This is a genomic window from Sphingomonas sp. BK580 (genome assembly GCF_014194975.1).
Lineage (GTDB): Bacteria > Pseudomonadota > Alphaproteobacteria > Sphingomonadales > Sphingomonadaceae > Sphingomonas.
The window spans coordinates 58,353-81,554 of the sequence record NZ_JACIAY010000017.1 but is presented as its reverse complement, the minus strand read 5'-3'; the positions used below and the strand labels follow the sequence as shown (position 1 = coordinate 81,554).

The following is a 23,202-nucleotide window of genomic DNA, read 5'->3' as shown; positions in this document are numbered from 1 at the left end:
TCGCGCAGCGCGTCGAGCAGCGTGGTGCGCGGGTCGAGCGCCAGTTCGCGCTTCTCGCCGTTGACGGTGAGGCGCACCGGCATGGTCGGGGTGGCACCCGCTGGCTGTGGTGCCGCTTCGGCGCTCTTCGTGGCGGCGACCGCCACAGTGGCGGCTCCGCTCACGAGTATGCCGCGGCGGGATAAACCATGCGCACTGTCCATCACTGTGTCTCTCTGATCATCACTGTCGCAGCGTCTCGGGACGTGCCGGACTCGCTTGCCTTCCAACGATATACGCCAGATCGGCCGCAATGTTGCTGCAGGTTAAGTTGATGAGGTGATGAGCCCTCTTCAACACCGAAGAGCTATAAGCCTTCGCGTGCTGCGAGGGCAGCGCCCAGCCCGACGCCATACTGCTCGTCGGTGACCGGCTCGAGCCACGCAACATTGCGGCCGCCGAGCGCTTCCTGGATCGCGATGTGGGTCATCGCCGTCGTTGGCGAGGCGCCGTGCCAGTGCTTGTGGCCGGGCGGACACCAGATCACGTCGCCGGCGCGTACCTCGACGATCGGCTCTCCGTCGCATTGCGTCCAACCGCAGCCGGCGGTCACGATCAGGGTCTGGCCGAGCGGGTGGGTGTGCCAGTGGCTGCGCGCGCCCGGCTCGAACGTCACGGCAGCGCACGATGCGCGGGCGGGCTCGGGCGGAGCATCGAGTGGATCGATCCGGACCGTACCGGTGAAATAGTCGGGGGGGCCGGGTTGGGACGGCTGCGAGCCTGCGCGCTTCAGGATCATAAGGGGTCTCCTTCTTCCCGTCACAACGCGTGCAAGCACCGCGCTATCATCGCGCCACTGTCAACGCAGTGATGAGCAAACTAGACACCCTCTCGAAGGGAGACGTCCCGCCATGCAGATCAGCCGCTCCGACCTCGCCGATCTCGCCTACTTCCTCGCGATCGCCCGGCATCGCAGCTTCCGCCGTGCGGGCCTCGAGCTCGGTGTCACCGCTTCCGCGATCAGCCACGCGCTGAAGGGGCTGGAGCAGCGCCTCGGAGTGCGCCTGGTCAATCGCACCAACAGATCGGTCACACTGAGCGCCGCGGGCGAGCAGTTGTACGACGAGCTGGCCAACCCCTTCGATGCGATCGCCGGCGCGGTCGATGGTCTCAACCGCTTCCGCGCCGCAGCGAGCGGGCGCATCCGCCTCAACGTCGTCGGGGACGCGGCGCATCTGCTGCTGGCACCCGCCATGGGCCGGCTCGCCGAGGACTTCCCCGACCTCGAGATCGACATCGTCGCGAGCAACCGGATGGTCGACGTCATCGCCGAGGGGTTCGACGCCGGCATCCGGCACGGCGGGACCGTGCCTGAAGACATGATCGCGCAGCGCCTCTCGGCCGAGCTCCGCTGGGTGGTGGCCGCAGCGCCCTCCTATCTCGAACGTCACGGCACGCCCACGCACCCCGACGATCTGCTCACGCACCGATGCCTGGGCGTGCGGCTCGGCGACGATCGCATCTACCGGTGGGAGTTTACCGGCGAAGACGGGGACCTCGAAATCGCCGTGCCGAGCCGCATCACCGCCGACGACAGCCGCACGATGATGGCGATGGCAGTGGCCGGCGCCGGGCTGACCTATGGCACCGAGGCGGCGATGCAGCCCTTCTTCACGAGCGGCGCGCTTCGCCCAGTGCTGGGCAACTGGGTTGCGACCGGTTCGGCCTACCACATTTACTATCCTAGTCGACGCCAGATGCCGGCTGGGCTGCGGCTGCTGATCGAGGTCATTCGCGAGATGCAGCCGCTCGGTATATAGACCGACCGGCGATGAGCCTGGTTCATCACGCCCTGTACTGTCCGGCGGCTCTCCAGGCTGGCTGATATTGCTTACCTCATCGTCGACGCAACGACGGCGAGGACCAGCGTGATCAATCCGACCTACGATTTCAGCCGCCAAGTGGCGCTCGTGACCGGCGCGGCCTTGGGCTTGTAGGCAGCGAAGGCGTTCGCCAGCTCTGGCGCGGCGGTAGTTCTCGCCGATCGAGACGGTGCGATGGCGGAGCGGGAGGCCAAGCGCCTGTCGGCAGCTGGCGCCCGCACGCTCGGCATCTCCTGCGACGTCGCCGACGAGGCGAGCGTGGCGGCCGCGATCGATCGCACCGTTGACAGATTCGGGCGGCTCGAGATGGCCTTCAACAACGCCGGTATCCAAGTGCCGCCCTCGAATGCAGCCGAGGAGCCGGTCGAGCACTTCGACCGCGTCGTCGCGGTCAACCAACGCGGCGTCTGGTCCGCGATGAAGCACGAACTGCGGGTGATGCGCGGGCAAGGCAGTGGCGCGATCGTCAACAATTCGTCGCTCGGCGGTCTGGTAGGACTGCCGCAGCGCGCCGCTTACCACGGCAGCAAGCACGCGGTGCTCGGCATGACCAAGAGCGCGGCGATCGAATACGCGCCTAGAGGCATCCGCATCAACGCCGTCTGCCCGGGCACGATCGACACGCCGATGGTGCGGGACATGCTGTCGGGCCAGGCAGATGCCATGGCGGAGATCATGCGTGACCAGTCGATCGGTCGCCTCGGCCGCGCCGAGGAGGTCGCTGCTGCAGTCCTGTGGCTGTGCAGTCCGGGGGCGAGCTTCGTCATCGGCGTCGGCTTGCCCGTCGACGGCGGCTTCACCGCGCATTGACGGCCGATGTCGAGCAGAGGAGATCACCGATGATACAGGCGACTTCCAGGGCGGTTAGCCCGGAGCAGGTGCGTGCGGTCTCGCCAACCCTCGAGGTGCACACGCAGGAGCGCGTGGTCGGTGCGTTGTGGGAGCGGCGCGGCCTGACGACGCGGGACCGCGCTCATCACGCTGGCAGCGCTGATCGCCGCTCACGTCACTCATCGGCTCGTCCTCTCCCTTCGCGCCGCGCTGCGGCGCTCGACCCAGGCATACAGGCTCGGAAGGAGAAGTAAGGTCAGGATCGTCGAGGTGACGATGCCGCCGATCACCACGGTCGCGAGCGGCCGCTGCACCTCGGCGCCGGCGCCGGTGGCGATCGCCATCGGCACGAAGCCGATCGAGGCGACCAGCGCGGTCGAGAGCACGGGGCGCAACCGGTCGCGCGCGCCGCGCCGCGCCGCTTCCTCGACGTCGACCGGCTCGCCCTCGCGGCCGTCGCGCAGCGAGTTGATATGGTCGATCAGCACCAGCCCATTGAGCATCGCGATACCCGACAGCGCGATGAACCCGATCGCGGCGGTGATCGAGAAGGGCATGTTGCGCAGCCACAGCGCCAGCACCCCGCCGGTCACCGCGAACGGGATGCCGGTATAGACGATCGCCGCCTCGCGCACGCTGCCGAGCGCGGCGTAGACCAGCGCGAAGATCAGCACGAGCGCGGCCGGCACCACGATCGCGAGGCGGCGCCGCGCCGCCTCGAGCTGGTGATATTGCCCGCCGAACTCGACGCGATAGTCGGGCGGCAGCCCCACCTTGCCGTCGATCGCGGCGCGCGCGCGGGTGACATAGCCCTCGAGGTCGCTGGTCGAGAGGTTGACCATCAGCGCGGCGCGGCGATTGCCGTCGTCGTGCAGGATCGGCTCGACCATGCGCGTCTGGCGCAGCCGCGCCACGCGCGACAGCGGCACCATACCATCGTCGCCGACGCGGAGAGGCAGCGCCAGGATCGCCGCCGGGTCGGCACGCAGCGCCTCGTTCATGCGGATCACGATCGCGTGGCGCGCGGCGTCGTGCGGGATGAAGCCGACCTCGGCGCCCGCGATCGCGTCGGTGATCGCGCGGTTGACCTCCTGCGTGCCGAGCCCGAGCCGCAGCAGCGCGGCGCGGTCTAGCTCGACCACGATCGTCTTCGGCCGGCCCGCGGTCTCGAACTCCACCCCCTCGGTGCCGGGCAGCCGCTCCAGGATGGCCTTGGCGTGGGCGGCGGCGCGCTCGAGCACGTCATAGTCGTCGCCGTAGAATTTGACCGAGACGTCGGCGCGGACGCCCTCGAGCATCTCGTTGAAGCGCATCTCGATCGGCTGCGCGAACTCGAAGTTCTGACCGGCGTAGACGCGCCGCGCGACGCGCTCGATCCCGGCGATGAGCTCCTGTTTCGTGCGCGGCTCGCCATCGCCCCGTGGCCAGTCCTTCTCGGGCGCGTAGAAGACGTAGAGGTCGTTCTCGTTGGGCGGCATCGGGTCGGTCGCCACCTCGCTCGTGCCGATGCGCGAGAAGGTGTGCGTCACCTGCGGGAAAGCGCGACGGATCGCCCGCTCGGTGCGCTGCTCGATCGCGAGGCTCTGCTCGAGCGACAGGCCGACCGGGCGGTACACCATCGCGGTGATCGCACCCTCGTCGAGCTGCGGCGTGAACTGCGAGCCGAGCGAGCGGAACGCCACCGCGGTGCCGCCGAGCAGCGCCAGCGCGGCCAGCACCAGCAGCAGCGGATGCGCCAGCGCGCGCTCGAGCAGCGGGGCATAGCCGCGCCGGGCATAGCCGATCATCCCGGCCGCGTTCCCGTCGCCGTGGTCGCGGGAGGGCGCGCGCAGCAGCCAGGCCGACAGCGCCGGCACGATGGTGAAGGTCCAGGCGAGACCGGCGACGATCGCCAGCATCACCGCCTGCGCCATCGGCTGGAAGAGCTTGCCCTCGACCCCGCCGAGGCTGAGCACGGGCACGTAGACCAGGGCGATGATCGCGATGCCGAAACAGGTCGGCCGCGCCACCATCCGGGCGGCGCGCGCCACCGTCTCGCGGCGCTCCTCCGCGGTGAGATCCTCGCCCTTGTCGCGGCGGCGCCCGGCGAGCAGGCGCAGGCTGTTCTCGACGACGACGATCGCGCCGTCGACGATCAGGCCGAAATCGAGCGCGCCCAGGCTCATCAGATTGCCCGACAGACCCATCGCGTGCATCCCGCTGACGGTCACCAGGAAGGCGAGCGGGATCACCAGCGCCACGATCAGCGCCGCGCGCCAACTGCCCATCACCACCAGCAGCACCAGCGCGACCAGCAGCGCGCCCTCGCCGAGGTTGCGCTCGACGGTGTGGATGGTGCGGTCGACCAGGTCGGCGCGGCTGTACTGGCGGTCGATCACCATGCCCCGCGGCAGCGCGGCGCGGACGCCGGGCAGCGCGTCCTCGACCCGCAGCGCCACCTGGCGGCTGTTCTGCCCGACCAGCATCATCACCGTGCCGAGCACGGTCTCGCGCCCGTTCTGCGTCGCCGCACCCTGCCGCGGCGCGGCGCCGATCACCACGTCGGCGAGATCGCGCACCTGCAGCGGCAGCACCCCGCCCGCGAACTTGACCGGGATCGAGCCGATCTGCGTCGCGTCCATCACGCGCGCGTCGGTGCGGACGGTGAAGCGCTCGCTCCCGCGGCTGACCACGCCGCCGCCCGCATTCTCGACGTTGCGCCCGACCGCCCCGGCCAGCTCGGCGGCGGTGACGCCGTGCAGCGTCAGCCGGCGCGGGTCGGGCTCGACCACGAACTGGAGCTCGAGGCCGCCGTTCGAGTTGACGTCGGCGACCCCCGCGACCGAGCGCAGCATCGGGCGCACGGTATATTCCTGTGCCTCGTACAGTGCCATCAGCTGCTGCTGCGGCGACATGCCGGCGGGCGGGCGGCGCCACTCCAGCGTGTAGTAATAGATCTCGCCCAGCCCGGTGGTGATCGGCGCGAGCTGGGGCGTGCTCCCCGCGGGCAGCTGGTCGCGCACCGCGGCGAGCCGCTCGGTGACGAGCTGTCGCGCGCGCAGCTGGTCGGTGCCGTCCTTGTACAGCAGCGTGACCTGGCTCAGCCCGGTCTTGGTCAGCGAGCGGGTCTGGTCCAGGCCCGGCTGGCCCCCCATCGCGCGCTCGAGCGGCAGCGTCACCAGCCGCTCGATCTCCTCGGGCGCGAGCGCGGGCACCTGGGTGTTGATCTGCACCTGCACCCCGGTGATGTCGGGGATGGCGTCGATCTGCAGGCTGGCGAACGACCACAGCCCCAGCGCCGCGACGATCGCACCGATCAGCGCGACCGCGAGGCGGTGATGGGTCACCCAGCGGAGCAGCCGGCTCATCGCGGCAGCGCGTCGCCGCCGTTGAGCGCGCGCAGCTGGAGCAGCGCCTCGATCGCCTCGCGCCGCGTGTCGAGCACCGCGGTGGTGGCGTCGACATAGGCCTGCTGCATCTGCGTGTAGGTCGCGAGCGGGATCGCGCCGAGGCGATAGTTGCGGTCGGCGTCGGCGGCCGCGGCGGCGAAGCGGCGCGGCGCCGCGTCGTCCCAGTGCGCCAGCGCCGCGCGCTTGGCCTCATATTGCGCCGACTGACCGAACACGTCGCGCGCGACGCGGCGCTCGGCGCTGACCAGCGTGGCGTTGGCCTGCGCCTGCCGTCCCTGCTCGGCGGCGACCTCGCCGGCCTGGCGGTTCCACAGCGGGATCGTGGTCGACAGCCGCACGCCGTAGTTGGTCTCGCGGATGTCGGAGCGCGCGCGATCGTAATAGGGGCCGACGCTGACCACCGGCACGCGCGCCTTGCGCGCGAGATCGACCCGCAGCCCCTGCTGCTCGAGCTGGGCGCGGAGCGCGCGCAGCTCGAAATTGTTCTCGCTCGCCGCCGCGGCCAGCGTCGGGCCGGCGGGCAGCGCGGGCAGGCCCATGTCGGGGCGCACCACGCGCAGCCGCGCCGCGAAGGGCTGGCCGCGCAGCTGGTTGAGCTCGTACAGGATCGAGTTGGCGTCGGCGTCGGCGGCGGCGGCGGTGCGCTCGGCACTCACCGCGCCGGCTTCCAGCGCGGTCGCCTCGAGCACGGGGGAGGGGCCGGCCGGATCGCGCGACACGATCACGCGCGCCAGCGTGCGCATCCGCGTCGCCACGGTGCGCGCCGCCGCGGCCTTCTCGTCGGCGGCGAACAGGCCGTAGCCGAGCGAGCGCGCGCGCGCCGCCAGCGTCGCGTCGAACTGGCGCAAGCCCAGCTCGGCGAGCCCGAGCTGGCGCTCGGCGATGGCGCGGCGCAGCGCGATGCGGCCGCCGAACTCGATCGGCTGCACCACCGAGACCGCGTAGGTCACGCCCTCGCCGGTGAGCGCGCCGCTGGTCACGTCCTGCGCGCGGCGCTGGCCGAACTCGACCACCGCCTCGGGATCGGCCCAGCGACCCGCGGCCTGCTGTTCGACCCGCGCGGTGGCGATCTGGCGCTCGTAATATCGCCGCTCGGGGTTGTTGGCGACGACGTCGCGCGCGAGCGCGTCGAGCGAGACGGCCGGTGCGGCGACCGCCTGCGCCATCGCCGGCGCGGCCGACGCCAGCGCGGGCAGGAAGAGGCAACCCAGCACTGCGGGCGCGACACGGCGCATCGATCATCTCCGTTCCTTCGCCCCGCTCCCTGCTAGCGGCGCGGTGGGGGTACCGTCGACTAAATCCCGGTTCAGAGTCTGAACTGCTATTCAGTTGATTCAGCGCGCCGGTCGGACGCACATCCATGCGCGTGACGCGGATCCTGCTCCTCGAGGACGATGCCGGCACGGCGACCGAGATCCTGCTCGAGCTCGCCGTCGCCGGCCATCAGGCGCTCCACTGCACCACGCTCGCGGGCGCGGCCGAGGCGATGCGCGAGAGCGCGATCGACGCGATGATCGTCGACCGCCAGCTCCCCGACGGCGACGGGCTCGACCTCATCGCAGCGCTGCGCGCCGAGGGGCGGCGCACGCCCGCGCTGGTGCTGAGCGCGCTCGGCAGCCTCGACGACCGGGTGCGCGGGCTGCGCGCCGGCGGTGACGATTATCTGCCCAAGCCGTTCGCGCTCGTCGAGCTGGTGGCGCGGCTCGAGGCGCTGCTGCGCCGCCCCGAGGAAGGGCGGGCGACGCGGCTGATCGTCGGGCCGCTCGACCTCGACCTGCTCGGCGGTACCGCCACGCGCGCCGGCCGGCCGCTCGGGCTGCTGCCACGCGAGCTCAAGCTGCTCGACTATCTGGCGCGGCGACCGGGGCGGGTCGTCACGCGCTCGATGCTGCTGCAGGATGTGTGGGGCTATACGTTCGAGCCCAACAGCAACGTCGTCGATGTCCACATGGGCCGGCTGCGCCGCAAGGTCGACGGCGAGGGCGAGGCCGCGCTGATCCGCAACGTGCGCGGCCAAGGTTACGTGTTCGATGTTCGGGACTGATCCGGTCGCGCGCACGGGCTGGCGCTGGGGCGGCGCGCTCGCGGCGATGCTGGTCTTCCAGTCGCTCGTTCTCACCGCGATCTTCTGGGGCTTCGCCAACGACAATCACCGCCGCGCGATCGAGCACGGACTGGCGGACGACTGCACCTTCTTCGCGCTGACGCCGGCGGAGGAGCGCGCCGAGGAACTGCGCGAGCGGCTCAGCCGCGACATCCACCGCGAGCAGTTTCTCGCGCTGTTCGATCCGCACGGCCGTCTGATCGCGGGTAACGTCGCGCGCCTGCCGGCGGCGAGCGGCGAGGGGCGCTCGATCGTCGCCGCGGTCGCACCGACCGAGCTGCCTGGGCGGACCAGCGACGTCGCGCGGCTGACGGTATGTGCGATGGCCGACGGTACCCGGCTGCTCACCGGCGTCGACCTCGACGATGCCGAGGAGGCGCTGCGGCTGGTATGGCGCTCGCTGTTGCTGGCGCTGGTGCCGGGGCTCCTGCTCGCGCTCGGTGTGGGGCTGATGCTGGGGCGCCGCGCCGCGCGCCAGGTCGACGAGGTACGGCGGCTGACGGCAAGGATCGTCGCGGGCGACCTGCGCGAGCGGCTTCCGGTCGGCCGCCGCTCCGACAGCGTCGGGCTGCTGTGGGCGCAGGTCAACGCCATGCTCGACCGGCTTCAGTTACTCGTCGCGGACGTGCGGGGGATCGGTGACGACATCGCGCACCAGCTGCGTACCCCGTTGACGCGGCTACGCGCCGGACTGGAGCGGGGTCTGCGCGAGGCAAGCGATCGAGGCGCCTTCGAGGCGGTGATCGAGCGCGCGCTGGCCGAGATCGACGCGCTCCTGGGCGTCGTCGCCGCGTTGCTCCGACTGCGCGAGCTGGAGGATCACGAGCGCCGCAGCCGCTTCGCGCTGGTAGACCTGGGACAGCTTATCGAGGACGCCTGTGATCTGCACCGGCCGATGGCGGAAGACCGAGGGGTCACGCTCGTCTGCCTCGTCCACGTCGGCGTCGCGGTGCGGGGCGATCCGAGCCTGCTGATGGAGGCTGTCGCCAATCTCATCGACAATTCGGTCAAATTTGGTCCCGCGCTGGGGCGTGTCTCGGTCGAGCTCGACTGCCGCGATACGGCGGGGATCATCACGGTGCGGGACGACGGCGAAGGCATAGCCGTCGGCGAGCGTCCGCTTGTGACGCAGCGAGCGTATCGCAGCTCAGGGGGTGTCCGCGGCGCCGGTCTCGGCCTAGCCCTGGTCAAAGGGATCGCTGATCTGCACGGCTTTGGACTGCACTTCGTCGAGGGGGAGAGCAGCGTACAACTGATCTGCCCCATCGCATCATGACAACGGCGTCACGAACGTCACATCTTCTGTTACGGCCGCGAACGTGCCGACCTGTGACGTCAGCGGGGCCCCGACGTCGATGCCTCCGACGTTGATCTCACATGGCAAGTCACATCTGTATGAGCAAGCGTTCCGGGCCAGATGACGAAGCGATCATCAAGGTCCTCACGGAGAGGCACGACCTCGCTCACGCATCCTTCAACCTGACGCTTGTGGGCTGGTGCCGAAAGGCCATCGGCCGCGCGCAGTTTGAACCTTTGTAAGGAAAGTATCCCACGAACTGGATCGGGCCAAGGTAGCGTGTAGCGATTGGATTACGACATCGGAGATGACCGTCATGCGGATCAAGCGTGTCCTAGCGTCCCTCGTCGCCGCCGCAGCGCTGTCGCTCATGCCACCTGCGGCGGGTGCCGCGACGATCGTTTACAAGGTGTCTGCCTTGTTTGAAGGCTTGATTGGCACAACATACTTCGTGAAAAACGGGACTCTCACCGGTATCGGCGATACCGGGGCACTGAGCGCTGGCACAGGTTTCTCCCGCGTCGGCCTAACATCGTTGCAAGCCGTGTTGGGCGATCGAATCTACGACTTACAGGGCAGCTTCTTCGCGGAAGCATTCCCTACCGCAAACGTTTTTGTTCTCGGCAATCTGGCGGTGACCGGATCCGGACTGAGCGGATACGACGCAGTCGCGCCGCTCGCACCGACGAGCATATCGGCGATATCCCGCCCGACCTACTCGACCTCCGCGGGGACTTTGAGCCTGGCGGGTTACTCAGGGACTTTCGAGGCGAACGTCGACGGGGCAGTACCCGAGCCAGCAACCTGGGCGATGATGCTGACAGGGTTTGCCGCCGTTGGGCTCGGCCTTCGCGCGCCGGGCAAGAGGAGGCTTCGTGTTCGTATCGCACATGGGCCGGCAAAGCGCTCAGCCATAGGAATGCAGGCCAACCGGACGGCCTCGCGAGGCGCCTGAAAGCTTCGAGCACCGAGAAATGGGTGACCGAAGTTGAGCGGCGGGCAGGGCGCTGAGAGCGACCGCTGTTGGGCCTCAGCTGCCAAATCTCGGTGCGTTCCGAAAGCTTCAAGGTATCCTCGACCTATACGCCAAGGTACCGGACCGTGCTTTCTGCATGCCGGGATCGCTGTCAGCATTCCTGCACGCTAGCACTCTGCTCGCTGCTAAACAGGTACTTCCTGCTGCGGCGCGGAACGCCGAAAGAGCCCTTCGGACCGAGATGAATGATCCTCCGGCATCGCTAGGCGGGGCGCGCCCTAGAACGGCCGCTTCTGGGGCCAGGCAGCACCTTGGCCGCGGTGCGCATCTGGAGTCTCACTCGGGTTTCCATCATCTCATCCCTGTCCGTGCGCTTCGACCTGACGCGCGTGCGCCACGTTGCAAGCAGCAGTCGTCTAGTCGATCACTGCCCTTTCGATCTTCCAATGGACGTTCCGGCGGTATCTGCTCGGCTTAGCGCGATGCGCGAAGCCTCTACCGGCTTGCAACGTCGCGCCGCGAGCCGACATGGGCATGATGAGGTTTGCCTTTCTGTGCCTGCTGTCCCTCGCGGCTTGCGACAGCGCGCCGACGACCGCATCTCCGCACCCGTCGGTTGCTGTGCGAGCAACCGGCGTTGATGCCGCAGCCTTGCGCGCGGCCGTGGACTCAGCCAGCCGTCTGCCGCGACTTCGCTCGCTGCTGGTGCTGCGCGACGGCGAGACGATGGCGGCGCACGTCTTCAATGATGGGCCGCCGCTGGACCGGCCGGTCAACATCAAGTCGGCGTCGAAGTCGGTGATGTCGGCGCTGATCGGGATCGCGATCGAGCGCGGCATCCTCACTGGCGTCGATCAGCCTGTCCTCCCGCTGCTACGCGCGGACGCGCCGCGCAACCCTGATCCGCGGCTCGCGCGATTAACCGTCGGCAACCTGTTGTCCATGCAGGCGGGGCTCGAGAGGACGTCGGGTGAGAACTACGGTCGCTGGGTCTCGAGCAGCAACTGGGTACGCTACGCTCTGTCGCGTCCCTTTGTCGCCGCTCCTGGCACGGACATGCTGTACTCGACCGGTTCGACCCATCTGCTCTCAGCGGCGCTCACGCGGGCCACGGGTCGCAGCACGCTGGCGAACGCTCGCGCCTGGCTCGGCGAGCCGCTCGGCATCACGATCCCGCCGTGGCCTGTGGATCCTCAAGGCGTCTACTTTGGCGGCAACGAGATGCGCTTGTCGCCGCGCGCGCTCGCCCGCTTCGGCGAACTGTACCGCCGCGGCGGCGAGATCGACGGGCGCCGGATCGTCTCGGCTAAGTGGATCGAGCAGAGCTGGACGCCGCGCACCGTCTCGCCGTGGAGCGGGCAGGCCTACGGCTTCGGCTGGTTCCTCACCGACATGCGGGGACATGCCGTGCGTTTCGCCTGGGGATACGGCGGACAGATGGTCTATGTTGTCTCCGATCTGGGTCTGACGATCGTCATGACCTCGGACCCGAACGGGGCCCGTGACTCGGGCCACATCGACTCGCTTCACCACTTGGTCTCCGATCTCCTCGTTCCTGCCGCCGAGCGCGGCGCCTGAGGCGGGAACGATCGACTTCCGCGGAGGGGATGCTCCGGGTATCCGAGAAAGCGTGACGAAGAACCGCTATCACTCAGGCCCGCCAAGCGACCATTTCGACGGCGTTCGCTTCTTCAACCCGGGGCAGGAGACGACCGACCGCGGCTTACGCGACATGCTGCGGTGGAAGCTCGGCGGGGCGGCGCAGCGATGGCCAGAGGTCGTACCGGTCACCCAAGCAGTTCCGAACGACCGCGTCGCCGGCATCCGCGTCACGATGGTCGGCCACGCGTCGCTGCTGATCCAGGCGGCGGGTATCAACATCCTGACCGATCCTGTCTGGTCAGATCGCGCCAGCCCCTTCGCCTGGGCGGGGCCGAAGCGCGTGACCGCGCCCGGGATTGCCTTCGCAGATCTGCCGCCGATCGACGCGGTGCTGATCAGCCATTGCCACTACGACCATATGGACATGGCGACGCTCCAGCGGTTGCACGCGGCGCATGCGCCGGTGATGGCGATGCCGCTCGGCAACGACGCGATCGTGCGTGCGACAATCCCCGACGCGCGCTGCGTCACAGGTGATTGGTGGGACGCGATCACGCTTGGCGGCGGCGTCACCACGACGCTCACGCCGGCCTATCACTGGGCTAATCGCTGGCCATGGGACGTTCGCATGGCGCTGTGGGCGGGGCACTACCTCACGACACCCGCAGGCACGATCTGGTTTGCCGGCGACACGGGCTACGGCGACGGCGCGATCTTCGGTGACATCGGCGCGCGGCTGCCGCCCCCCGATGTCGCGCTCATCCCGATCGGCGCCTATGAGCCACGCTGGTTCATGGCGGCCCAGCACGTCGACCCCGGCGAGGCGGTCCGCATCTTCCGTGACGTCCGTGCGAAACAGGCGCTCGGGATCCACTGGGGGACGTTCCAGCTGACGGATGAGGGGCGCGAGGCGCCCCGACTCGCGCTTGCGACCGCTCTCTCGACCGTCGGGATAGCGCCCCGCAGGTTCGTCGCGGCGCACCCCGGCGGCGTGTACGACATCGCGACCGACGACAGCGACCCGCGCGACGCTACGACGTAGTGCCGCGGCCGACGCCGGTGTGGGGCGAGGGCAAGCAGACGCGTCGCGTCAGCACTCGATCGAGAGACACTGTTAACTCATCGCGACGGTGGAGAGTCCGCTGACGGCCAAGCGTCGGTCTGAGAGACCAAGCGGCTGCGACGTGGATCGAGTTACCTCAGCCATGCGCCATGGATGCCGGGCGGCACGCGGTGCGGGATGCGAACGGTTGCCACGGCTTGCGCCTCGAACTTCCGGGCATCCAATATCTCTAGCGCGGTGGTGCGCCCCCCGGCGTCGATCACGAGCCCGATGAGCCAGCCGTCATCCTCGCCAGCATCTGGCGCGCGCGGCACGAACACGAATTCGCCGGCGATCCGTCCCGGCCCGAAGTCGTGCAGCTGTCGCGTGTTAGCCTCCAAGTCGTGCTTGATGAGCGGCGCCTCACCGACCAGCGTCTCCGTCATCTGTTCGGGCAGGCCGAGCGCATAGACATGGCGGTAGGGGCGGCCGGTGCGACGCTCATCAATCGTCGGCAGTTCCTGCGGGGCCGGATCGATCGCGCGCCGATCCACCGCCCCGGTCGAAGGATCGATCGTCCAGCGCTCGAGGCCGCGAGGCTGCTCGTCTGGCGCCAGATTATCGCCCGCGAACATGCGGTCGTATGCGATCACGTCAAGTGCGACACTGCCGTCCAGCAGATCGTGCGCGTTAGCGGTGTGGAATACGAAGCAGGGATCGACCGGGAACCAGCGGATGTCCTCCGCCTCACCGTCACGTGGCAGCAGCCCGACCCGCGCTGGATGCTTCTCGTTCCACCGGTAAGGGAAGCCGTGCCCCGCGAGCACCGTGCGCATCGACAGGGTGAGTGGCAGGTCCATGACGACCACGTAGCGCTGCGTGATGGCGCAGTCGTGGATCAGCGGCCCATGCGATACCGGGATCGTCACTGACCTTCGCACCCGGCCGGCGACATCGACGACGTTGTACCGAACTCGCTTGGGATCGGTTGCCTCGTAACACAGCGCGTGCAACTCGCCCGTCGCCGGATCGCGTCGTGGATGCGCGGTGAACGAGCCGGGCAGGGTGCCGCCGAAGTCGTCGTAGCGCTGCGTCTCCAGATGCTCGTCGAAGCGGACCGGCGTGCTGCCGGCCTCCACCAGTGCCCAGCCGCTGCCAGCATGGTTCAGCACGCTCGTGTTGACGGTATCGAAGATGTGCCGTGGCCCCGGAGCCGCCTGCACGTGCCGGGCTGCTGCGACGTCGGTCGAGCGGATCCAGCGGTTCCGATACCACTGGGCTCGCCCGCCGCGGAGCCGGATGCCGTGGAGCATCCCGTCACCGGTGAAGAAATGGTAGGAGCGCGGGTCGGCGTTGGCCGGGTTCGGCCCGATGCGAACGTAGCGGCCGTCGAGTTCGGGCGGGATGATTCCGTCGACGGCGAGGTCGGTGAGGGTCAGCTCCTCGGTCATCGGCTCGTGGATGCCGGTAAGCAGCGGATGCGGGGCATCGCGGGCCGGCAGGCGGCGCTTGTTGAACGCGGCGATGCGGGTGACGATCGGCGAGGCAATCGCGCCGACGACATTGTCGATCGCCTGCTCGACCCGGCTGGCGAACGTCGCGCGCCGAGTGACCGTCACGATGGCGTGACCGTCTGCATGAGGTTTGAGCCTTCGAAACGGGGCGGCGCCAGGTACATAGGCTTGTGGTCACCCGCGCCGCGATGGGCGGCGTGGAAGGCCCAGGATCGCGCCCTATCTTTGCAGTCGCCGCGCGACCACCAGACGATAGGGGAAGAGCGCAGTTCGTGATCGTCGGCCGCAGGGTCGCGCAGCATGTGGACCTCGGCGAACCCAGGCACGTCGGCGAGGTACGAGGCGCGCGAGAGCCAGACCCGCTCGACGGCCTCCTCCTCACCGAGGCTCACCTGGGATCGGTCCATGGCGATGAACATGGGGCAAGCTCCTGCGTCAACCAGAGGTCTAACGTGGGCCGAGGGGGCTAGGATGCGAGCGCGTTGGCGTCGGAACCTCATCTGAACAAACGATCGAACTGGCAGGCGATCGGGTGAGCTGAACGGCCCGATTTAGGTCAGCGCCGGCAGGCGGCGTGGTGTCGCCGAAAGCACGATGGTACGGATGGAAACGATAGCCGCTGATGGTCGGCGCCTAGAGCCGCCCTCTGGACCAGCGAGGACGGACCGGGCAAGATCACGCTGCGAGCGGACTTCCCTTTCTCGGGTATTCACCGTAGATAAGGGTTGGATGGCGCACTCACCAGACTATTACTCGGTGCTTGGGGTGCCCACGACGGCAAGTCGCGACGTTATCCATGCCGCGTGGAAAGCGCTGCTTCGTCAATATCACCCCGATGCCAACCACGGTGTGGATGTTTCTGCCCGTGCGAAAGAGATCAACGAGGCGTATGCTGTCTTGGGAAAGAGGGAGGCACGCGCCGCCTATGATCGCTCGCAGATCAGGCCGTCTCTTCACCGAGCGACCGCAGACCGCTCGTTTCACCACAGGAAAGCCGGCAGGCGCTCGACGCGACCTTACCCGTCGATGCAGCCTAACGGTAGCTTCTCGCAGCCGCTAGAGACCAACGAATGGCTGATGGGTCTTTTCCTGCTGATCCTCACCGCCGCACCGATCGCTACAATCCTGGTCCTGTACTACGAGGACCCCGGGGTGGCATCTACGGTCCGACGTGACGTCGCGGCACATCCCGTGCCTGAGGCGCCCCCGAAAGCCGTTCCCAGCTCATCTCGGACAAAACTCGGACCTGGACAGCCTGCGCCATAGAATGCCGCCCAGTCGCGACATCCGAGATCGCAGGTTCAGGCACCATGAGCGGGCGAAACGCGGGAGTGAACGAACGGCCGCAGTTGGAAAGCTGCGTGGCGTGCGCGCTGAGTCTACGAATTGCCGTCAAAGCCGAAGGTGTAGCGGAGACTTCTCCCGGGAAGGGCTTTGCTATGACGCGGTCCGGCGAGGCAGCGACCAGGAGCAGGCTTCCGTCGGCGACAGGTACCGGATCGCTAGAGGCAAGGTCGAGTGTTCTCGACCATAGACCGCCCGACACTCGCACGCACACGACGACTGTCCAATCTAGAGGTGATCAGGATCGCGCGGACGTCGACGTCCTTGATCACGCGGATGGGTCATGGGGGCGGGGCCGATCGAGGCGGCGCGCACGCTGGGCCGGCTCACCGGCGTGGCGCTCCACCCACTCGACGTGATCGAGCTCAACGAGGCCTGCGCCGCGCAGGCGATCGCGACGCTGCGCGACCTCGGCGTCGCGCCCGACGATCCGCGCGTCAACCGCAACGGCGGCGCGATCGCGCTCGGCCATCCGCTCGGCATGTCGGGCGCGCGGCTGGCGCTCACCGCGGCGGAGGAGCTCCACCGGGTCGGCGGTCGCTACGCGATGGCGTTCATGTGCGTCGGCGTCGGCCAGGGCATCGCGCTGATGCTCGGGCGGGTCTGACCCTCGCGAGGGGGCTGTCAGAGCTAATGCACAGGAGGCGTCGTCGAGCCAGCGGAGGGACCTGCCGCGTCCGCGCAAGCCAGCCAGCTCGTTCCCTCACTTCAACTCGTCGCTCGAGTGATCCGGCTGGTGGTGCTGATGTACGTTCGCTTCCGGCTGTCGCTGCCGAACGTGGAGGACCTGGATGAGATGTACGTTAAGCTCATCGGCCACGTAACGGCGGGATGTCCCCTCACGCACGTGCCATCGCCATCCGGCTCGCTGCTGCGCGTCGGCGGGCGGGACTAGGCGTCGCTCGTCACGCTCGATCCGATCAGACGCTGGGTCCGCCATTCGGCCGGGCTGTGCGAGTAACGCTGCTTGAACAGACGATGGAAGTGCGAGGCATCCGAGAAGCCCACCGCATATGCTATATCGATGACGCGCGAGTTCCCGGAGCGTAAGCGCTCGCAGGCATGCCGCAGCCGAATATCATGAAGTTCCTGCAAGAAGGACTTCGCTTCCGCCGCGAACACCAGGTGGCCGGTGCGCTCGGAGAGGCCGACGCTCGCGGCGACGTCGCGCATGGCCAGGCAGGGATTGGCGAACTCGCGCCGCATCACCTCGCGCATCGCGGCGAGGCGTGTCGCCGCGAGCACGGGTCGTGCCCGTCGCGCCCCATCCTCCGCATCGGCGAGGCATAGCGCGGCCACAAGTTCGGCGATGTGGCGGTCCGCTATGGGCGCCAGCGCCCCGGTCACGCCGGCGTCGCGCCACGCCGTCCGCGCGTAAGCGAGCAGCAGCTTCATGACAGAGGAGGAGGCGGGCTGTTTGACGCCGATCGCGGCGCCGGGATCGACGCCGCGCAGCGACTCGCGCGAGAGCCGGATCAGCAGGAGGTCGGCGTCGACCCAACGCGTATCGAGCGTCCGGTCGAAGCGCGCGAGCATGCCTTCTCCCCGGCGAAGCCGGCAGCGCTGACCGCAATGCTCGAGCAGGCCCTCTCCGCGGAGCTGGAGGAAGAAGATGAGGTCGTCGTCCTGATCGCGCAGGCAGGCGCGGTCGCGATGGTTCCGGATGTTCGACAGGCGGGTGACGCCGACGCGGGTGGCGTCGCCTTGGACGAGCGAGAAGTCGACCGCGAGCTGCTCGCCGACGAGCGGTGCCGGCTCGCAGCCGGTCAGGGCGCGCCCGACGACGTCTCGCCACATGGCCACTCGATCGTCCGGCGGCAGGTCGGCGGTCGAGAAGCGGAGCGCTCCCGTCCGCGCTTCGATGCGCTCCCGTCCAGTCGGCTTGCGCTCTGGTCCACGCATGTCGTCCTCCCTCGATCTAACAAGGCGTCAGGAACATGCCCGGCTTCTGCCGGTGTCGTGAGTGCTGGGACCCGCGAGAGGAATATCGCACGGATGAGCTACTCTACCCAAGCGACTTTTGGCCGTCGTCCCGTCTTCGTAGCATCTCTTCGTCGCCCGACCCTGCGGTGACGAACAGTATGGAGAGGCGAGATGCTCGACGAATTGCGTTCGCTCGATGAGTTCGAGTCGGAGGACTTCGATCTCGGCATGGCCGGCGAGCAGGAAGGCTACATGGCCGCGGAGGCGGGCTCGTACGAAGGCGAGGGGGACGGGTTCGACCAGTTCGCCGAGGCGCGCGATCCCCTCGACGGCTCGGGTGAGTTCGAGTTCGAATTCGAGAGCTTCGGCCTGGGCGAGTTCGAGGGGGCCGGCGGCGATGGCGAGTACGACCGGGAGAGCGAGTTCGAGTTCGAGGGCGAGTTCGAGGGCGACGAGTTCCTCGGCAAGCTCTGGAGCGCGGCGAAGAAGGTCGGGAAGGTCGTGGCGCCACTCGCCAAGAAGTTCGCACCGCAGATCGGTTCGGTGATCGGCGGCGCGCTGGGAGGTCCCGCGGGTGCCGCGATCGGCGGCAGGCTGGGCGGCTTCGTGCAGCAGCTGGAGGCCGAGGACGAGGGCGAGAGCGAGGACGAGATGAACGCTCGCGCCGACATCCCGGCGACCGAGGATCAGCTCGCCGAGGCGGTCGCGCTGGCCGCGTCGCGGGGGCGCGCGGTGGATGCGCAGTCGCTCGGCTCGCAGGTCACGATCTTTCTCGGCTCGCGCGCGCCGCTGCCGGTCAAGGCGGTGTTGCCGGTGCTCTCCAAGGCGAGCGGCGACGTGGCGCGGGTGCTCGTCAGCCGACGCGATCCGCGCGCGCGCGCGCTCGTTCGCACGCTGCCGACGATCCAGCGCCGTACGGTCGCCACGCTCACCCACAAGGCGCGGCGCGGCAAGCCCGTGACACCGCGCATCGCGGCGCGCGTGATGGCCAAGCACGCGCAGCGCACGCTCTCGAGCCCGCAGGCGATCACGCGCGCGCTGGCGGGCAACGCCGCCAAGAAGCGCTCGCTCGACCGCAAGGCCATCGCGCGCGCGGAGCGCTGACCGCCGCCACCAGGGAGATGAGCCATGCAGGACAGCATCGTTCGCGGCGAACTGGAGCGGATCGGCGGACATCTGCCGCTGGTGCTCGACACGATCGCCAGCCTTCCGAGCCGCATCGCGCAGGTCGCGTCACAGCAGCAGGCGAGCGCCGTGCGAACGGCGGTCGAGATCTCGCAGAACAACATCCGCAACTACCAGGCAGCGCTGGGCGCGATCGATCTGACGACGGTGAGCGCTCCCCTGCGCGACAGGCTGTACGGACTGATGCGCGCGGTGAACCAGGCGGCCGGTCAGCTCAAGCGCCTGCCGGCGATCCCCCGCGATCGGCCGCTCGCGGCCGGCGCGGTGATAAACCCGCACGGCGCGCGAGGCTGGACGGCGCGCGACTCGGTGGCGAAGACGCTGCCGCCGCCACCGGCCGCCGGCGCCGCGCCGGGAATGCCCTCGCGCACGCCGACGCGGCCCGGCCTGGGCACGTGGCGTTCGCGCACGCCGACGCAGCCCGGCCTGGGCACGTGGCGCTCGAGCACGCCGACCCTCCGCGGCCTCGGCCCGGGCGGCGACCCATCTGTCAGGCGGGGCGGCGGATCCCGCGAGCTCGAGGCCCTCGACGAGCTCATCGCTCCGGCGACCGACGGCGGGCCGCACGGCGGACAGCCCGCGGCCGGACGCGCGGTGGCTGCGGCGAGCGCGCCGGCCTTCGCGGAGGCGCTCGACCGCGTCGTGGATCCTTCCCGGTTCGCCGAGCTCGTCAGACGGCGCCCGGAGCTCGATGCCGCCAGGACGCGCGCGACGTTCGCGGCGATGGCGGCGAATGGCTTCGCGACGGATCTGGCGCGGCTGGCCGCGACCGATCGCGCAGGCGGCGGTAGCGCCGCGATGGGCGCCATCATCGCCGCGGCGATCGCCCAGGCCGCGGCCCGGCTCCCGGTCATCCCACCCGCCGCGATCGGGCCCATGTCGGTGGCGGTGCACCACAGGCTTCGATCGCGGCTCGCAGAGCTCTCCCAGCGCGCCCGGGCCGACGCCGCGCGTGGCGCCTCCACGACCGCTCGGGCCGCCGGAGCTGCGCGATGAACGCGCTGGCGCTGCTCGATCAGCTCGATGCCGTGCCGGTCCGACGCGAGGACCGCACGGTCGGGGCCGAGCCGACCTCGTCGGGCAGAGACGAGGGGCAGGGCCAAAGGCAGGGGCAGGGCGCGCTGCCCTTCTTCGCCTACCGCACGGCGGTGAACGCGCGCCGCTACGCGACCTCGATGCTGTCGTTCGCGGAGGATCAGTTCGGCAGCGGGCCGGCGGCGCCCGGCCCGGCGCACGTCCGCGCGGTGAACGCGCTGTTGGCGCAGCTCGCGCGCGGGCAGGAGCGCGAAGAGCGGCGCCTCGCCGCGGTGGCCGGGGATCTGTCGTCCCGCGGCGACGAGGGCCTTGCCCGGCTGCTGACGCTCAAGGAGCGCTGCCACGCCCTCGCCGGCGAGACCGAGAAGGTCTGGGAGTTCTACGTGAACCTCTTCGGCCAGCGCCGCGGCCGTCTGGCGTCCTGGCTGGGCGCGATCGATCGCATCGCGCTCGACTGCTATCAGGCGGTGTGGCTCGGGCTCGGCGTGGCCCGTCCGATCCCGTCGCCCGCCCCCTTCGCCTATTCCGAGACGGGCTTCGGTCCCGCCACCTTTCGTCGCGGCGTCAGGCTGGGTGTGCTCGGGCGCCAGGCCAATCCCTTCCCGCTCGTGAAGGTGCCACGCCATCGCCTGATCAATCCATGGTCGCTCGGCGCGGTGCCGCACGAGGTCGCGCACAACATCCAGGCCGATCTCGGCCTCTGGGAAGTGCTGCCCGAGCGCATCGGCGCGGGCTTCGCCGCCGCGGGCCTCGAGGAGCGCCAGGGCGCGGTGTGGCGGCGCTGGCACAAGGAGACCTACGCGGACTTGGCCGGCACGCTGCTGATCGGGCCGGCCTACGTCGGATCGCTGATGGACGTGGTGGGACGCTCGCGGGAGCAGACCGCCTGCTGGGACGACGAGGCGGTGCATCCGACGCCGGTGATCCGCGTCCCGCTCAACATCCGTCTGCTCGAGCGCATCGGCTTCGAGGACGATGCCGCGGCGTTCCGCCGCGCCTGGGACGCGCTCTACCCGCCGTCGGTCTGGGCGGCGGTGCCGGCGTGGGTACGGGCCGAGCTGCCGCGCCAGATCGACGCCGTGCTCGACACGGTCGTGTTCTCGCGCTGCGCCGAGTACGGCGGAAGGTCGCTGGCCGAGGTCGTCTGCTTCGAGCCCAAGCACGCGGCGCTCGTGCGGGAGGCCGCGACCCGGCTGGAGCTCGGCGACTCCACAGGAGTCCTCCCCGAGCGTTTCCTGATCGCGGCGGCCCGGGTGGCGCTCGGCCGTGCCCGCACCGCTCCGGAGACGATCCACCGCGCCTTCTACGCGGCGTTGGCGCGATGCTGAGCGAATCGGCCACGGACGCGCGGCTCGGCGCGCTGGACGAGATCCGCGTGATGGTGGGGCGGGTCTCGCGCGACCTCGCGATGCTGCCCGCCGCGGTGGGTAAGGTGCGCGCGCACATGCCCCCGCCCTTCGATCCGATCTCGCTGGACCGCCTGCTCGACGGGTGCGGGCGCGCGCTCCGCCACGCGCGCCGCTCCGCCGCCGCGCTGGACCAGGATGCAGGCGCTGTCGCTGGCGCCGCCGCGCTCGCCGACGTCCATGAGCTCGTCGAGGAGGTCCGCACCGGGCTGAGCGCGCCGCGCATCCTCGACGATGTCGCCGAGATGCAGGCCGAGATCGCGGCCGGACCGGCACGACACTCACTGCGCGCGCTGGACACGCGCGTGCGCCGGATCGGGGAACAGGCCGACGCGCTGTTCGCCGCCGCGATCACCGTCCAGCAAGACCTCCCGACAGGAGCAACGTCGATGGCAATGTCCAATGGACCCGAGAAGAACGATCCGACCGCGGAAGCGGTGCGCGACCTTGGCGAGATGCTCGCCTCCAGCCTGGCGGGCGGGGCGACCGCGGCGCGACCTTCGCGGGCGAGCGGTGGCCGTTACGCCGCGGTGGCGGACCAGATCGCCGCCTCGCTGGACGCCCTCGGCCTTCCGCACGACGGGGTGCAGCTTCCACCCGACGCAGCGCCGGAGGAGGTGCGCGCCCGGTTGATCGACGGATTGAGGCGCAACTTCGGTTCGCGCGAGGCGGAGGGCACGCGCGTCTACTTCCGGACCGCACCGCAGCCCGCTTCGATCGACCCCGGCACCACCGCCCGCCTGCTGCGCGGAAGCGCGCTGGTGAACGCCAACCTTCTGCGGGCCGAGGCGGACGGCGTGCTCGCCATCATCGACCGGCTGCCGTCGATGCTGCGCTTCGCCCCGGCGCAGCAGCAGCGCGCCGGAGAGGATCGCGCGCGGCTCCGCACGATGCTGGACCAGATCATCGCGACGGCCGCGGACCCGCTGGGCCTCAACGCGCAGCGCGGGCGCTACCAGTTCGAGCGGCTCAGCGCGGCCGTCATCGACCTGCTCGTCCGGACGGAGGTCATCGAGGCGGCCGCCGGCGCGGACGCGGTGGCCGCGGCACGGGATCGTGGGTCCACGGGTCCCTGGTCCCCGACCGGCGGGGGAGAGCCGCTGTTCGACCAGCTTCGCGTACGCACGACGGTGGTGCGCGAGGAGGAGGTGCGCACCGAGATCGAGGCGCTGGCGCAGCTGATGGACTCGATCGAGCGCCGCGTGGCCACCGCCTCGGCGCGGCCGAGCGCAGGCATCGCCGCCAGTCGCCTGGAGGAGCTCCTCACCGCCGCCGACGGCGCCGCGTCAGCGCTGGAGGGCGAGCTGTCGCGCTTCGGCACGTCGCCGGCCGAGCAGGAGGTGTCGTTCGTGGACGACAGGTCGGAGACGAGCATCTCGCTCGCGCAGTTCATCGGCTGGGCGCGCGCCGTCTGCCAGCCGTTCGTCGGCGCGGAGAACGCGGCCGCGCTCCTCACCGGCGACGAGTTGAGGATATTGAGCGACGAGCTCGCCGACATCTCGCGCCGGGCGGAGCGCTTCGCCACGGCGAGCGGCGCACCCACCGGCCTGTCCGGCGTCCGCCGGCAGTTCCTCGAGCTGCGGCGCTTCCTCGACCAGGCGCGCGCGCAGGCGGATCAGCTTGCCGGGGACTTCGGCGGCCCCGGCGCAGGCGACGACACGCGGACCTCGTTCCGCTCTGAGGAGGAGTGAC

18 protein-coding genes and 2 pseudogenes are annotated in these 23,202 nt (G+C 69.7%); 14 read left to right on the top strand and 6 right to left on the bottom strand.

Translation table 11 applies throughout. The annotated features are described in order from the left end of the window. Positions 1-346 precede the first annotated feature (346 nt). On the bottom strand, positions 347-778 hold the full coding sequence (locus FHY05_RS21355; protein ID WP_183946458.1) for a cupin domain-containing protein: 432 nt from the start codon (positions 776-778) through the stop codon (positions 347-349). A 112-nt stretch (positions 779-890) separates the two neighbouring features. Between FHY05_RS21355 and FHY05_RS21350 the strand changes: the two genes are divergently transcribed. After that, a complete protein-coding gene (locus tag FHY05_RS21350; protein ID WP_183946457.1) occupies positions 891-1,799 on the top strand; it encodes a LysR family transcriptional regulator in 909 nt (302 codons plus the stop codon). Positions 1,800-1,991: 192 nt separating this feature from the next. Further along, positions 1,992-2,672: pseudogene (locus tag FHY05_RS21345) on the top strand (SDR family oxidoreductase); the annotation flags it as partial. A 200-nt stretch (positions 2,673-2,872) separates the two neighbouring features. On the opposite strand, the gene FHY05_RS21340 reads toward FHY05_RS21345, so the two are convergent. Then, positions 2,873-6,040 carry an efflux RND transporter permease subunit gene (locus FHY05_RS21340; protein WP_183946456.1) on the bottom strand — a complete coding sequence of 1,056 codons (3,168 nt, stop codon included), beginning with the start codon at positions 6,038-6,040 and terminating at the stop codon, positions 2,873-2,875. Further along, positions 6,037-7,317, bottom strand: a complete 1,281-nt coding sequence (locus tag FHY05_RS21335; RefSeq protein WP_183946455.1) for a TolC family protein — start codon at positions 7,315-7,317, stop codon at positions 6,037-6,039. Before FHY05_RS21335 ends, FHY05_RS21340 begins: the two co-directional genes overlap by 4 nt. 131 nt (positions 7,318-7,448) lie before the next feature. On the opposite strand from FHY05_RS21335, the gene FHY05_RS21330 reads away from it, so the two are divergent. The 5 genes from FHY05_RS21330 (at position 7,449) to FHY05_RS21310 (ending at position 13,103) form a co-directional block, all read left to right on the top strand. Beyond that, complete coding sequence (locus tag FHY05_RS21330) at positions 7,449-8,126, top strand: response regulator transcription factor (protein ID WP_183946454.1); 678 nt, start codon at positions 7,449-7,451, stop codon at positions 8,124-8,126. After that, positions 8,113-9,462: a HAMP domain-containing sensor histidine kinase gene (locus FHY05_RS21325; protein ID WP_183946453.1), complete on the top strand. Its 1,350-nt coding sequence runs from the start codon at positions 8,113-8,115 to the stop codon at positions 9,460-9,462. Before FHY05_RS21330 ends, FHY05_RS21325 begins: the two co-directional genes overlap by 14 nt. A 328-nt stretch (positions 9,463-9,790) precedes the next feature. After that, a complete protein-coding gene (locus FHY05_RS21320) occupies positions 9,791-10,438 on the top strand; it encodes a PEPxxWA-CTERM sorting domain-containing protein (protein WP_183946452.1) in 648 nt (215 codons plus the stop codon). Between the two features lie 549 nt (positions 10,439-10,987). After that, complete coding sequence (locus FHY05_RS21315) at positions 10,988-12,037, top strand: serine hydrolase (protein ID WP_260181763.1); 1,050 nt, start codon at positions 10,988-10,990, stop codon at positions 12,035-12,037. A gap of 52 nt (positions 12,038-12,089) precedes the next feature. Continuing rightward, positions 12,090-13,103 (top strand): MBL fold metallo-hydrolase, encoded by a 1,014-nt coding sequence (locus FHY05_RS21310; protein WP_183946451.1) that lies wholly within the window; start codon positions 12,090-12,092, stop codon positions 13,101-13,103. Positions 13,104-13,255: 152 nt separating this feature from the next. Here the strand turns inward: FHY05_RS21310 and FHY05_RS21305 are convergent, their stop codons facing one another. Then, on the bottom strand, positions 13,256-14,722 hold the full coding sequence (locus FHY05_RS21305; protein WP_311732550.1) for a carotenoid oxygenase family protein: 1,467 nt from the start codon (positions 14,720-14,722) through the stop codon (positions 13,256-13,258). Continuing rightward, entirely contained in the window at positions 14,719-15,036 is a 318-nt protein-coding gene (locus FHY05_RS21300) for an antibiotic biosynthesis monooxygenase (RefSeq protein WP_183946450.1), read from the bottom strand. Before FHY05_RS21300 ends, FHY05_RS21305 begins: the two co-directional genes overlap by 4 nt. A gap of 175 nt (positions 15,037-15,211) precedes the next feature. Here FHY05_RS21300 and FHY05_RS22945 point away from each other — a divergent pair, with 175 nt between their 5' ends. From FHY05_RS22945 to FHY05_RS21285, 3 genes and pseudogenes are all read left to right on the top strand, one after another. Continuing rightward, complete coding sequence (locus tag FHY05_RS22945) at positions 15,212-15,883, top strand: J domain-containing protein (protein ID WP_409321853.1); 672 nt, start codon at positions 15,212-15,214, stop codon at positions 15,881-15,883. A 358-nt stretch (positions 15,884-16,241) separates the two neighbouring features. Then, positions 16,242-16,568 (top strand): annotated as a pseudogene (locus tag FHY05_RS21290) (acetyl-CoA C-acyltransferase); the annotation flags it as partial. 117 nt (positions 16,569-16,685) lie between these two features. Next, the gene (locus FHY05_RS21285) at positions 16,686-16,856 is read left to right on the top strand and encodes a hypothetical protein (RefSeq protein WP_183946448.1); all 171 of its coding nucleotides are present in this window, start codon (positions 16,686-16,688) and stop codon (positions 16,854-16,856) included. On the opposite strand, the gene FHY05_RS21280 is transcribed toward FHY05_RS21285, so the two are convergent. Continuing rightward, a complete protein-coding gene (locus tag FHY05_RS21280) occupies positions 16,853-17,758 on the bottom strand; it encodes an AraC family transcriptional regulator (RefSeq protein WP_183946447.1) in 906 nt (301 codons plus the stop codon). The genes FHY05_RS21285 and FHY05_RS21280 overlap by 4 nt on opposite strands. 297 nt (positions 17,759-18,055) lie before the next feature. Between FHY05_RS21280 and FHY05_RS21275 the strand changes: the two genes are divergently transcribed. The 4 genes from FHY05_RS21275 to FHY05_RS21260 are packed head-to-tail and all read left to right on the top strand — an operon-like array spanning position 18,056 to position 23,201. Next, complete coding sequence (locus FHY05_RS21275) at positions 18,056-18,988, top strand: hypothetical protein (RefSeq protein ID WP_183946446.1); 933 nt, start codon at positions 18,056-18,058, stop codon at positions 18,986-18,988. Between the two features lie 24 nt (positions 18,989-19,012). Next, positions 19,013-20,065: a hypothetical protein gene (locus FHY05_RS21270; RefSeq protein ID WP_183946445.1), complete on the top strand. Its 1,053-nt coding sequence runs from the start codon at positions 19,013-19,015 to the stop codon at positions 20,063-20,065. After that, on the top strand, positions 20,062-21,432 hold the full coding sequence (locus FHY05_RS21265) for a hypothetical protein (protein WP_183946444.1): 1,371 nt from the start codon (positions 20,062-20,064) through the stop codon (positions 21,430-21,432). The genes FHY05_RS21270 and FHY05_RS21265 overlap by 4 nt, the downstream gene beginning before the upstream one ends. Continuing rightward, complete coding sequence (locus FHY05_RS21260; RefSeq protein ID WP_183946443.1) at positions 21,426-23,201, top strand: hypothetical protein; 1,776 nt, start codon at positions 21,426-21,428, stop codon at positions 23,199-23,201. Before FHY05_RS21265 ends, FHY05_RS21260 begins: the two co-directional genes overlap by 7 nt. Position 23,202 lies beyond the last annotated feature (1 nt).